At 66.3% G+C, this 12,268-nt stretch carries 13 protein-coding genes; 12 read left to right on the top strand and 1 reads right to left on the bottom strand.

Going from position 1 to position 12,268, the window contains the following annotated elements; genetic code table 11:
- Positions 1-28 precede the first annotated feature (28 nt).
- The 3 genes from AC5P57_RS03020 to nth are packed head-to-tail and all read left to right on the top strand — an operon-like array spanning position 29 to position 1,861.
- Positions 29-811, top strand: coding sequence for an enoyl-CoA hydratase/isomerase family protein (locus AC5P57_RS03020; protein ID WP_099552606.1), 783 nt, complete (start codon positions 29-31; stop codon positions 809-811).
- A gap of 4 nt (positions 812-815) precedes the next feature.
- Complete coding sequence (locus tag AC5P57_RS03015) at positions 816-1,169, top strand: hypothetical protein (RefSeq protein WP_262236241.1); 354 nt, start codon at positions 816-818, stop codon at positions 1,167-1,169.
- Entirely contained in the window at positions 1,169-1,861 is a 693-nt protein-coding gene (nth, locus tag AC5P57_RS03010) for an endonuclease III (RefSeq protein ID WP_099552604.1), read from the top strand. Before AC5P57_RS03015 ends, nth begins: the two co-directional genes overlap by 1 nt.
- A gap of 81 nt (positions 1,862-1,942) precedes the next feature.
- Here nth and AC5P57_RS03005 read toward each other — a convergent pair whose 3' ends face one another.
- Complete coding sequence (locus AC5P57_RS03005) at positions 1,943-3,175, bottom strand: porin (RefSeq protein ID WP_099552603.1); 1,233 nt, start codon at positions 3,173-3,175, stop codon at positions 1,943-1,945.
- Positions 3,176-3,682: 507 nt separating this feature from the next.
- On the opposite strand from AC5P57_RS03005, the gene pstS (AC5P57_RS03000) reads away from it, so the two are divergent.
- The 9 genes from pstS (AC5P57_RS03000) (at position 3,683) to AC5P57_RS02960 (ending at position 12,243) form a co-directional block, all read left to right on the top strand.
- Positions 3,683-4,699 carry a phosphate ABC transporter substrate-binding protein PstS gene (pstS, locus tag AC5P57_RS03000; RefSeq protein WP_014646540.1) on the top strand — a complete coding sequence of 339 codons (1,017 nt, stop codon included), beginning with the start codon at positions 3,683-3,685 and terminating at the stop codon, positions 4,697-4,699.
- A gap of 684 nt (positions 4,700-5,383) precedes the next feature.
- Positions 5,384-6,472, top strand: a complete 1,089-nt coding sequence (pstS, locus tag AC5P57_RS02995; protein ID WP_099552602.1) for a phosphate ABC transporter substrate-binding protein PstS — start codon at positions 5,384-5,386, stop codon at positions 6,470-6,472.
- Between the two features lie 82 nt (positions 6,473-6,554).
- A complete protein-coding gene (pstC, locus tag AC5P57_RS02990) occupies positions 6,555-7,523 on the top strand; it encodes a phosphate ABC transporter permease subunit PstC (RefSeq protein ID WP_008267250.1) in 969 nt (322 codons plus the stop codon).
- Positions 7,523-8,386, top strand: coding sequence for a phosphate ABC transporter permease PstA (gene pstA / locus AC5P57_RS02985; protein ID WP_032127902.1), 864 nt, complete (start codon positions 7,523-7,525; stop codon positions 8,384-8,386). The genes pstC and pstA overlap by 1 nt, the downstream gene beginning before the upstream one ends.
- Before the next feature lie 19 nt (positions 8,387-8,405).
- Positions 8,406-9,236, top strand: coding sequence for a phosphate ABC transporter ATP-binding protein PstB (gene pstB / locus AC5P57_RS02980; protein WP_005408788.1), 831 nt, complete (start codon positions 8,406-8,408; stop codon positions 9,234-9,236).
- 65 nt (positions 9,237-9,301) lie between these two features.
- Complete coding sequence (gene phoU, locus AC5P57_RS02975) at positions 9,302-10,009, top strand: phosphate signaling complex protein PhoU (protein WP_014036547.1); 708 nt, start codon at positions 9,302-9,304, stop codon at positions 10,007-10,009.
- A gap of 267 nt (positions 10,010-10,276) precedes the next feature.
- Entirely contained in the window at positions 10,277-10,633 is a 357-nt protein-coding gene (locus AC5P57_RS02970) for a hypothetical protein (protein ID WP_099551943.1), read from the top strand.
- On the top strand, positions 10,620-11,495 hold the full coding sequence (locus AC5P57_RS02965; protein ID WP_262236238.1) for an HvfB family MNIO-type RiPP peptide maturase: 876 nt from the start codon (positions 10,620-10,622) through the stop codon (positions 11,493-11,495). Before AC5P57_RS02970 ends, AC5P57_RS02965 begins: the two co-directional genes overlap by 14 nt.
- Complete coding sequence (locus AC5P57_RS02960; RefSeq protein ID WP_142807617.1) at positions 11,488-12,243, top strand: HvfC family RiPP maturation protein; 756 nt, start codon at positions 11,488-11,490, stop codon at positions 12,241-12,243. The genes AC5P57_RS02965 and AC5P57_RS02960 overlap by 8 nt, the downstream gene beginning before the upstream one ends.
- Positions 12,244-12,268: the final 25 nt, after the last annotated feature.

The following is a 12,268-nucleotide window of genomic DNA, read 5'->3' as shown; positions in this document are numbered from 1 at the left end:
TTTTTTTTAACGTTCCAGGAGTTTCCCCGTGGCCGATGCCCTGATCGCTGTCACCGACGACGGTGCCATCCGCACCGTGACCGTCCAGCGCCCGGACAAGCTCAACGCCCTCAATGCCGCGACCCTGCAGGCCCTGGCCGAGGCCTTCAGTGCTGCCGCCGCAGACCCGGGGGTGCGCGTGGTGGTGCTGACCGGCGCAGGCCCGAAGGCGTTCGTGGCCGGCGCCGACATTGCCGAGATGAACACACTCAGCGCGGTTCAGGGACGTGATTTCTCGCTGCTGGGCCAGGCCCTGATGCGCCAGATCGAGCGCATGCCCAAGCCGGTCATCGCCCGCGTGAACGGTTTTGCCTTGGGTGGCGGCCTGGAACTGGCCATGGCCTGCCACCTGCGCATCGCCGCCGATACCGCCAAAGTCGGCCAACCGGAAATCAATCTCGGCCTGATTCCCGGCTTCGGCGGCAGCCAGCGCCTGCTGCGCCTGTGCGGCCGCGCCGCCACCCTGGAGCTCTGCCTGCTGGGTGCACCGATCAACGCCGCACGTGCGCTGGAACTGGGGATTGTCAACGAGGTGGTGCCGGCCGACGCGCTGGACAATCGCGTGAATGACGTCGCCCGCCAGCTGGCGCGCTCGGCGCCGCTGGCCCTGCGCGGCCTGCTGGACGCGGTGCACGTGGGTGGCGAATGCAGCCTGGAAGCCGGGCTGGAATACGAAAGCGCGCAGTTCGGCCTGCTGTTCGCCACCGAGGACATGCGCGAGGGAACCAGCGCCTTCCTGCAGCGCCGTCCGCCGGCCTTCCAGAACCGCTGACGCCATGGCATCCCGACCCAACCCCGCGCAGCTGTTCGCCCGGGTCCAGGCAGACGATCTCGATGGCGCCCTGCAGGCCGGTCTGATGGACTATGTCGCCCGCGCCGACGACGCGCAGTTGCTGCCCGGCCACCCGGAACTCCCGCAGCGGTTGCAGCAGGCCCAGCAGCTGCTTCAGGCCGCCTGGGCGGCACGCGAACGCTACCGCGCCCGTGCGGTGCGACTGGCCCGCCGGGAAGCCGAACGCGACGCGCGGCGCACGCCGGCCCCGGCGCCGGACGTGAAGCCCGCCCTGCCCGCTGCGGCGGCCGCCATCCTCGCCCGGGCCAAGGCCCGCGCCAGCGGCAAGGAGCAGTAATGGCCACCACGAAGAAGACCCCACGCGCCCCGGCGCTGCGTGGCGGCACGATGCCGCGCGCCGACGTGGTGGAAATGTTCACCCGCCTGCGTGAACTCAATCCGCACCCCAAGACCGAACTGGAGTACAGCTCGCCGTTCGAGCTGCTGGTGGCGGTCGCGCTGTCGGCGCAGGCCACCGACGTCGGCGTCAACAAGGCCACGCGCCGTTTATTCCCGGTCGCCAACACGCCGGCGAAGATCCTTGCGCTTGGCGAGGACGGGCTGAAGCAGTACATCGCCACCATCGGCCTGTTCAACGCCAAGGCCAAGAACGTGATCGCCACCTGCGCGATCCTGCTGGAAAAGCATGGTGGTGAAGTGCCGCGCGATCGCGATGCGCTGGAAGCGCTGCCGGGCGTGGGCCGCAAGACCGCCAACGTGGTGCTCAACACCGCGTTCGGCGAGCCGGTGATGGCGGTGGACACGCATATCTTCCGCGTCTCCAACCGTACCGGCCTCGCCCCGGGAAAGAATGTGCGCGACGTGGAAGACAAGCTGGTGAAGGTGATTCCCGCCGAGTTCCTGCTCGACGCGCATCACTGGCTGATCCTGCACGGTCGTTATGTGTGCAAGGCGCGCAAGCCGGATTGCCCGGGGTGCGTGATCGCCGATCTGTGCCGGTTCAAGGAAAAGACCACAGCCGAGGCATGACGCAGTCTCTGTTGTGACCAAACGAAGACGGCGGGCACGAGGCCCGCCGTCTGTGTTTCAGGACAAGCGTGCTTCAGGAGATCAGAACGACAGGTCGCCCCATACGCCGAATTCCTTGGTCTTGTCGTTCTTCTTGTCGCCTGCGTTGGCCAGGTGCGTGTACTTGTACACGGTCGACAGCTTGAGGTTCTTCATGACCGGGAACTCGACGCCGACGTTCCAGTACTTGTCGCTCAAGGTCGGGTCCAGGGTCTTGCTGACGTCGGTGTCATCGTAACGACCGAACACGTTGATGCCGCCATCGGTCACGCGCACGCTGCCCCACACCGACCAGCCGCTGGACTTGTCGGTGGCAACGGTCATCACGTTGTTGAGGTTCTTGGCCTGGAAGTACTCGCCACCGACGCGGAAGTCGCTGCTGGCGTAGGCCACCATCGCGTTGGCGCGGGTGTAGGTGTTCTCGGAACTCTGGATGTCGGTTTCCTTGCCCAGCTTGCCGCTGTAGCCACCGACGGCAACCACGAAGTTCTCGTTCGGGGTGTAGGCCACGCGGCCTTCCACGTCCATGCCCTTGCTGCGGGTCGGGTTCTTGTAGCCGGCGCCGGACACCACCGAGACGGCGTAGTTGAAGTTGTTGCCCAGGTTGCCGAAGCCATGCAGGCCCCAGTCGGACGAGTTGCCATACTTCAGGCGGTCGGTCAGGGTGTTCTCGACATAGCGCATGCCGTAGAACTTCTCGACGTACGGGATCCACGGCATGTCGGCGGCACCGACGCGCAGGTTGAAGGCCGGGTCGAAGCTGCCCTGCACGTAAGCCTTCTTGACGAACAGTTCGGTGTTGCCGATGGCCGAGCTGTACTGGAAGTCGGTGGTCAGGTTCGCCGACCAGATGTCGTTGAACTTGTGGTCGACGGTCAGGTAGAAGCGCTTGACGTCCAGACCGGTGCCGCTGGCGGCGGTGTCCTTGCCGTTGCTGGTCTTGTCGATGTTGGTCAGGTCGAAGAACATGCGACCGCCGATCTTGTTGTCATTGACCAGCTTGGCCAGCTTGTCGACGCTGGTCTGGGTCTTCTGTGCACCTTCCAGCGCCTGCGCCTGGGTGATGTTCACTTCGGACTGCGCGTCGGACTGCGCCTGCAGCGCCTGCGAATCGTTCTGCAACTGCTGGACCTGGGCCTGCAGCGCGGCGATCTGTGCCTGCAGCTGCTGCAGCTGTGCCTGGGATACGCCCGAGCTGGCGGGGGCTGCGAAGGCGTCGGCGGAAACCAGACCGAGGCTTGCAACGACCGCGGCGGCGAGCAAATGGGAACGCATTTTGGATCTCTCCAGAGGGTTGGAATGGCTTGGGCAGAACGCCACGCCGGCAGGCCGGTCAAGCGTTTTGCGAACGTTCCGTTAAAACCATGACAGTCGAATGACAAACTGCGCACCAAACACAGGTTTCTTCGTGCGGTCATGCGGACGACGCATTTGCGCCGGCATCTGTGTCGAGGCCTTGCGGCACATGGCGTGATGTATCCGCTTCAACGCGCAACGCGGCACCATGCATCCCGGTGCGGGACATGGCATCGCTGCCGGATGCCCATTCCCGGGATGCGTGCGCGTCAGCGTGGAGGCTCCGACAGCGACATATAGAGGATGGCGGCGCGCCCCCCTGCCGCCCCTCGACCGCGCGCCAATCCTTCACGGACACCGCCGCAGCTGCAACGGCCAGCGCTGTAACGGTTGCGTCATACAACGGTCCCTGCGCTGTCATCGAACCGTTATGGAATGTGCGCCGGGCGGGTAACCCCGCATCCCAATCAACCCAGGAGCCACCCCGTGATCCACGCCTTCAAGTCGCGCGTTGCCGTTGCCGTCTTCGCAGCGTCGTCCGTGTTCGCCGCCAACGCCGCTGAAATCACCGGCGCGGGCGCCTCGTTCATCTACCCGGTGATGTCGAAGTGGTCGGCCGACTACAACGCCGCCACCAGCAACAAGGTCAACTACCAGTCGATCGGCTCCGGCGGTGGTATCGCCCAGATCAAGGCCAAGACCGTTGATTTCGGCTCCTCCGACGCCCCGCTGAAGCCGGAAGAACTGGCCGCTTCGGGCCTGGCGCAGTTCCCGTCGGTGATCGGCGGCGTGGTGCCGGTGGTCAACGTGGCCGGCATCGCCCCGGGCGCACTGAAGCTGGACGGCACCGTGCTGGCCAATATCTTCCTGGGCAAGATCAAGACCTGGAACGACCCGGCCATCGCCGCGCTGAACCCGGGCGTGACCCTGCCGAGCGCCAAGATCACCGTCGTGCACCGTTCGGACGGCTCGGGCACCACCTTCAACTTCGTCAACTACCTGTCCAAGGTCAGCCCGGAGTGGAAGAGCTCGGTCGGTGAAGGCACCTCGGTCCAGTGGCCGGCCGGCATCGGCGGCAAGGGCAACGAAGGCGTTGCTGCCTACGTGAAGCAGATCAAGGGCGGCATCGGCTACGTCGAACTGTCCTACGCGCTGCAGAACAAGCTGTCGTACACCGCGATGAAGAATGCCGCCGGCCGCTTCGTGCAGCCGAGCGATGCGTCGTTCGCCGCCGCCGCTGCCAGCGCCGACTGGGCCAGCGCCAAGGACTTCTACCTGGTGATGACCAACGCCCCGGGCGCCGAGTCCTGGCCGATCACCGCCACCAACTTCATCCTGGTGCACAAGAAGCCGAAGAACGCTGCCAACGGCAAGGCCACCCAGGAGTTCTTCCGCTGGGTCTACAAGAGCGGCGACGCCCAGGCCCGCCAGCTGGACTACGTACCGCTGCCGGACAGCCTGGTCCGCCAGATCGAGACCTACTGGTCGCAGAACCTGAAGTAAGCGTTCCCCCCGCAGGAACGGGGTCGGCGGGTCCTCTCTCCCCCGCCGGCCCCAACCGGGCGCGAGATCCTCGAGATCTCGCGCTCTTCTTGTTTTTGGGGGTTGATCGTGAAGAGCGCTGCGCTTCCAATCTACTGCCCGGAGTCGGCGCAGGGCCCAGCCCGGGACACGCCGTAAACCCCGCTCCGCGGTCCGGCCCAGCCGCTGGCGGCTGTGCGTTCGGGCGCTTGCGAGGCAGTGCCTCGCAGGCAAACGGCCCTCACCCTTGGGGGCTCGGCCACGGCATCCATGCCGTGGACGTTCCTGCACGCCCTGGCCCACCGCCTCTCGACAGTTCATCGGGGGCGCGGTGGGGTCATGGAAGGCAGGAGCAAAGGCAGGAGCGTTTGTAGAGCCGAGCCCATGCTCGGCTGGGTGCTGGAGCGTGCGGACCAACGGTCCGCACCTACCGAGGGCAGGGAGCAGTCGAGTATGGCTCGACTCTACAAGGGCCAACCGACCGTCATATCGGTGCGCAGATCGGGGGTTTCCCGGCACCTGCCGGATCGGCGCCAACCCCGTGAAACCCTTGTCAGAACGTGATCCAGGACACCTCTGTCATGGTCGTAATACGGCTGTAACAAAAACATCATTTCATAGCCGCATCCGCCGACCACGTCGGCTCTTCCCCGCTATGGAGTGACCATGAAACTGCACTCGGCCGGCCTTGCCGCCCTTTCCCTGGCCATCGCCCTGGGCCTGTCGGCCTGCGGTGGCGACAAGCAGGCCGCGCAGCAGCCGGCTGCCGACGGTGCCGCTGCCCCGGCCGCTGCCGGTGCCAAGGTGACCGCCGAAGTGTCCGGCGCGGGCGCGTCCTTCATCTTCCCGCTGGTCTCCAAGTGGTCGGCTGACTACAACACCAGCACCGGCGCCAAGATCAACTACCAGTCGATCGGCTCGGGCGGCGGTATCGCCCAGATCAAGGCCGGCACCGTCGACTTCGGTTCCTCCGACAAGCCGCTGAGCAGCGAAGAGCTGGCCCAGGCCGGCTTGGCGCAGTTCCCGTCCGCCATCGGCGGCGTGGTGCCGGTGGTCAACATCGAAGGCCTGGAAGCCGGCAAGCTGCGCCTGAGCGGCGCCCTGCTGGCCGACATCTTCCTGGGCAAGGTCAAGACCTGGAACGACCCGGCCATCGTCGCCGCCAACCCGGGCGTGAAGCTGCCGGACGGCAAGATCACCCTGGTCCACCGTTCGGACGGTTCGGGCACCACCTTCAACTTCTCCAACTACCTGTCCAAGGTCAGCCCAGAGTGGAAGAGCAAGGTCGGCGAAGGCACCTCGGTGCAGTGGCCGGACGGCGTTGGTGGCAAGGGCAACGAAGGCGTTGCTTCCTACGTGAAGCAGATCAAGGGTTCGATCGGCTACGTCGAACTGGCCTACGCGCTGCAGAACGGCATGCCGTACACCGCCATGCAGAACGCGGCCGGCAACTGGGTCGAGCCGAGCGCGGAAACCTTCGCCGCTGCAGCCGCCAGCGCCGACTGGGCCAGCGCCAAGGACTTCAACCTGGTCATCACCAACGCACCGGGCGAGCAGGCGTGGCCGATCACCGCCACCAACTTCATGCTCATGCAGAAGCAGCCGAAGGACGCCAAGCGCAACCAGGACACCCTGGCCTTCTTCAAGTGGGCCTTCGAAAACGGCCAGGCCCAGGCCAACGAGCTGCACTACGTGCCGCTGCCGGCCGAACTGGTCAAGCAGATCGAGGCCTACTGGGCGTCCGACCTGAAGTGATGGACACGACGGTGCCCGCCCCGCGCGGGCACCGCCGCTTCCACGCCGTGCCGCCCCGCCCCTTCCTGGCCCTGCCGTCCCCATGAATGCCATCGCCCAGCCTGTAGCCGCCCCGTCCACGCGTGATGCGCGTGATGCCCGCAACGACAAACTGTTCCGATGGGTGCTGGTCGGCACCGTCATCTTCGTCCTGATCGCCCTGGCCTGCGCCGCGCTGTCGATGCTGTGGGGCGGCCGCCATGCCCTGCAGATGCAGGGCCTGAGCTTCTTCTTCTCCGCCGACTGGAATCCGGTCGAAAACAAGTTCGGCGCCCTCGCCCCGATCTACGGCACCCTGGTCACCGCGCTCATCGCGATGGTCATCGCCGTGCCAGTCAGCTTCGGCATCGCCTTCTTCCTCACCGAAGTCGCGCCGCGCTGGCTGCGTGGCCCGGTCGGTACCGCCATCGAACTGCTGGCCGGCATTCCCTCGATCATCTACGGCATGTGGGGCCTGTTCGTGCTGGTGCCGGTGATGACCGAGTACGTCACCCCGTTCCTCAACGAAACCCTGGGCGAATGGCCGATCATCGGCCCGATGTTCCAGGGCCCGCCGCTCGGCATCGGCATGCTCACCGCCGGTTTCGTGCTGGCCATCATGGTCATTCCGTTCATCTCCTCGGTGATGCGCGAAGTGTTCCTGACCGTGCCGACCCGCCTGAAGGAATCGGCCTACGCGCTGGGCTCCACCAAGTGGGAAGTGAGCTGGGACATCGTCCTGCCCTACACCCGCTCGGCGGTGATCGGCGGCATCTTCCTCGGCCTCGGCCGCGCCCTGGGCGAGACGATGGCGGTGGCCTTCGTGATCGGCAACAGCGTGCGCCTGTCGCCGTCGCTGCTGGAACCGGGCACCACCATCGCCGCGCTGATCGCCAACGATTTCGGCGAAGCCACTGAAACCTACCGCTCGGCCCTGCTGCTGCTCGGCTTCGTCCTGTTCATCGTCACCTTCGTGGTGCTGGCCATCGCCCGCCTGATGTTGATGCGCCTGTCCCGCAAGGAGGGCAACTGATGTCCACCACCGCTGATTCCTTGTACCTGCGCCGCCGCATCGGCAATGTCGTTGCGATCACCGCCTCCTGCGCCACTGCGCTGTTCGGCCTGTTCTTCCTGGGCTGGATCCTGTTCACCCTGGCCTCCAAGGGCCTGGCCGGCATCAACTGGGATCTCTTCACCAAGATGACGCCGCCGCCGATGCAGGAAGGCGGCCTCGCCAACGCCTTCTTCGGCAGTGCGGTGATGTGTGCGCTGGCGATCGGCATCGGCACCCCGCTGGGCGTGCTGGCCGGCACCTGGCTGGCCGAGTACGGCAACGCCCGCAAGGCCGGCACCGTGGTCCGCTTCGTCAACGACATCCTGCTGTCGGCCCCGTCCATCGTGCTGGGCCTGTTCGTCTACACCCTGTACGTGATGCAGACCGGCGGCAACTTCTCGGCGTTTGCCGGTGCCCTGTCGCTGGCCTTCATCGTGCTGCCGGTGGTGGTGCGCACCACCGACGAGATGCTGCGCCTGGTGCCCTCGCAGATGCGTGAGGCGGCCCTGTCGCTGGGCATCCCGCAGTGGAAGGTGATCGTGCAGGTGCTGTACCGCAGTGCCTCGGCCGGCATCATCACCGGCATCCTGCTGGCGCTGGCCCGCATCTCCGGCGAAACCGCGCCGCTGCTGTTCACCGCCTTCGGCAACCAGTACTGGAACAACAACATCTTCCAGCCGATGGCCTCGGTGCCGGTGGTGATGAACCAGTTCGCCGGCAGCCCGTATGAATCCTGGCAGGTTCTGGCCTGGGCCGGTGCCCTGGTGCTGACTGTCTTCGTGTTGCTGGTCAGCCTTGCCGCCCGCGGCATCCTGCTGCGCAACCGTATCTCCCATGACTGACCTTTCCGTGGATAACGCCATGAACGACCTTTCCAACGCCGTGCCGATGCAGCGCATCGCCGTGCCGTCCTCGCACGAGAGCCTGCACACGCCGTCGCCGGTGAAGCTGGCTGCGCGTGGACTGGACTTCTACTACGACAAGTTCCACGCCCTGAAGGGCATCAACCTGGAGATTCCGGAAAAGCGCGTGACCGCGCTGATCGGTCCCTCCGGTTGCGGCAAGTCGACCCTGCTGCGCATCTTCAACCGCATCTACGCGCTGTACCCGAAGCTGGAAGCGCGCGGTGAGGTGCTGCTGGACGGCGAGAACATCCTGTCGCCGAAGTACCCGATGAACCGCTTGCGCAGCAAGGTCGGCATGGTGTTCCAGAAGCCGGTGCCGTTCCCGATGACCATCTTCGAGAACGTGGCCTACGGCATCCGCCACCACGAGAAGCTGAGCAAGGCCGACATGGCCGACCGCGTCGAGCAGGCGCTGCGCCAGGGCGCACTGTGGGACGAAGTGAAGGACAAGCTGGGGCAGAGCGCACTGGGCCTGTCCGGTGGCCAGCAGCAGCGCCTGTGCATCGCCCGCGCCGTGGCCCTGCGCCCGTCGGTGCTGCTGCTGGACGAGCCGACCTCGGCGCTGGACCCGATCTCGACCAGCCGCATCGAACAGCTGGTGGAAGAGCTCAAGCACGAGTACACCATCGTCATCGTCACCCACAACATGCAGCAGGCCGCGCGCGTGTCCGACTACACCGCCTTCATGTACCTGGGCGACCTGATCGAGCACGACCGCACCGAAGTGATCTTCTCGCAGCCGTCGCAGCGGCAGACCGAGGACTACATCACCGGTCGCTTCGGCTGATCGACGCTGTTTCTTCGCCATATGTCCCAGCCAGGCATGGCCTGGCTCTACCCGGATTGCAGACCATGAACCTTCCCAACGACCACATCGTCAAGAGCTACGACGAAGAGCAGCAGCGCCTGGTGGCCGAAATCGTGCGCATGGGCGAGATGGCCGTCGCCCAGCTCGAAGCGGCGATGGACGTGATCGAGAAGCGCGACGAGAACGCCGCCCATCGCATCATCGCCAACGACGAAGCGATCGATGCGCTTGAGCAGCAGATCAGCCATGACGTGATGCGTCTGGCGCTGCGTGGGCCGATGGCGCGCGACCTGCGCGAGATCCTGGCCGGCCTGCGCATCCCGGCCGACATCGAACGCATCGGCGACTATGCAGCGAACGTGGCCAAGCGTTCGATCGCGCTGGGCAAGGTGCCGCCGCTGCCGCAGATCCAGGGCCTGCGTGCGCTGGGCCGCCTGGCCGCGCAGCAGGTGCGCCGCGCCATTGCCGCCTACCGCGACAACGACGCCGACGCCGCGCTGGAACTGCGCGAGGACGACGCCCGCCTGGACGCGCAGTACACCGCGTTGTTCCGCGAGCTGCTGACCTACATGATGGAAGACCCGCGCAACATCACCCCGTGCACCCACCTGCTGTTCATGGCCAAGAACCTGGAGCGCGTGGGTGACCACGCCACCAACATCGCCGAGAACGTGTGGTTCCTGGTGCACGGCGAGCAGCCGCTGCCGCCGCGCGAGAAGCGCGACGAGACCTCCAGCACCGGCCAGCCCTGACGCTGCACTGCAACACCGGAGTCCACTCCAAGGTGGCCGCTGTCCTGGTGACAGCGGCCTTCTTTTTTGGGTTTCTCCGTGAATTCATCCACGCATGGCGTGGATCTACCGGGCCGCGCGTGGCGTGGATGCGCTGCCGCGGCTACCGTTCTCCGCTTCTGTAACAAATCTCACGAAAATTTGAGTTCTTGGCGAGGATTCGTTGAGTAGGATCGCTGCACCATCGATTCACCCCGGGCACCTGCCCACCACCCAGGAGTAAGACCGATGAGCAGTTCCAACAAGACCCTGTCCCTGCTGACTGCTACCGCCCTGGCCGCCGGCCTGGGCATGACCGCCAGTGCCTCGGCCCTGAGCATGAGCGACCTCGCCCAAGGCTACCTGGTGGCCGGACAGGCAGCCAAGGCCAGTACCGACGCCAAGGCCGCCGACACCAGGATGGCCGCTGACGCGACCAAGCATGCCGAAGGCAAGTGTGGTGCCGACGGCAAGACCGCCGAAGGCAAGTGCGGTGCTGACAAGGGCAAGGCTGCCGGTGCGGCCGCTGGCGCCAAGGCCAAGACCGGCGACAAGAAGGCGGCCGAAGGCAAGTGTGGCGAAGGCAAGTGCGGTGGCAAGCACTGAGGTCCGCGCCAGCGCCGTCAACCCGCGGTCGCCGCTTCGTGCGGCGGCCGCCGGGTTGGGGCTGCGCCGGGCGCTGCTGCAGGACCTGCGTGATGCACCGGCGGACGACTTCGATTTCCTCGAATGCGCGCCGGAAAACTGGATCAATGTCGGCGGCCCCGCCGGGGATGCGCTGGCCGAGCTGGCACAGCGCCATCCGCTCAGCTGCCACGGCCTGTCCCTGTCGCTGGGCGGTAGTGCGCCGCTGGATACCCGGCTGCTGGAGCAGGTCGGCCAGTTCCTGGAGATGCACCGCGTGCCGCTGTACAGCGAACACCTGAGCTACTGCAGCGACGACGGCCACCTGTACGACCTGCTGCCGATTCCGTTCACCGATGAAGCAGTGCGCCACACCGCCGCACGCATCCGTCAGGTGCAGGATCTGCTGGGCCGCCGCGTCGCGGTGGAGAACGTGTCCTATTACCTGGCGCCGGAGCCGGCGATGGACGAACTGGCCTTCACCAATGCCGTGCTCGCCGAGGCCGACTGCGATCTGCTGCTGGACGTCAACAACGTCTACGTCAATGCCTGCAACCACGGTTACGACGCCGACGCGTTCATCGCCGGCCTGCCCGCAGACCGCATCGTCTGCCTGCACGTGGCCGGGCACCTGGATGAAGCGCCGGACCTGAAAATCGATACCCATGGCAGTGCGGTGATCGACCCGGTCTGGGAGCTGCTGGCACGCACCTATGCGCGCATCGGCGCTCGCCCCACCCTGCTCGAGCGCGATTTCAATTTCCCACCCTACGCCGAACTGCGCGGCGAACTGCAGACCATCCGCCGCCTGCAGGCCGCGCACGCGGAGGCCCCGCATGGCTGATGCCCCCGCCACGCTGCGTGCGCAGCAGCACGCGTTCACCGCACACCTGCGCGATCCACAGGCGGTGGCCTCACCCGCCGGGCTCGAACCGCGCCGCGTGGCGGTGTACCAGCGGCTGCTGTTCAACAACCTGCTCGGTCTGTTGAGCAACGGCTTCCCGGTCTGCGTGCGCCTGCTCGGTGAACCGACCTGGAGCGCGCTGGTCCGCCACTACTTCAGCATGCACCGCTGCCAGACCCCGCTGTTCACCGAACTGGCCGCTGAGTTCGTGCAATGGCTGCAGGCGCAGCCGCAGCTGCCACACCCGGCGCTGGCCGAGCTGGCCCACTACGAGTGGGTGGAAACCGCGCTGTACCAGCTGCAGGCCGAGCCACTTCCTGCGCCTGGCGGCATCGACCCGCTGCGGGTGCCGCTGCAGCGCTCGCCGCTGGCGTGGCCGCTGCTGTACCAGTGGCCGGTGCACCGCCTCGGCGCCGAGGATGCACCGACCGAGCCACCCGCCGAGCCGACGGGCCTTCTTGTGCGCCGCGATGCCGACGGCGAGGTGCGGTTCGCCACGCTCAGCCCGCTGGCGGTGTACCTGCTGTCCAGCATCGGTGAACAGCCTGGCCAGGAAGGGCATATCTACCTGCAGCAGCTGGCTGCTGCACATGGGCTGGCCGAGGATGCGCTGGCCGAACCCGGTGCCGCGCTGCTGCAGCAGTTCCTGCAGGCCGGTGTGATCGGCCCGCTTGCATCCCCACCCTGACGCCCCTTCCACCGGAGATCCACCG

The organism is Stenotrophomonas sp. YJH_SMC_79 (genome assembly GCF_059367995.1).
The sequence above is the reverse complement of the archived record's forward strand: the minus strand, read 5'-3'. Positions and strand labels throughout refer to the sequence as shown.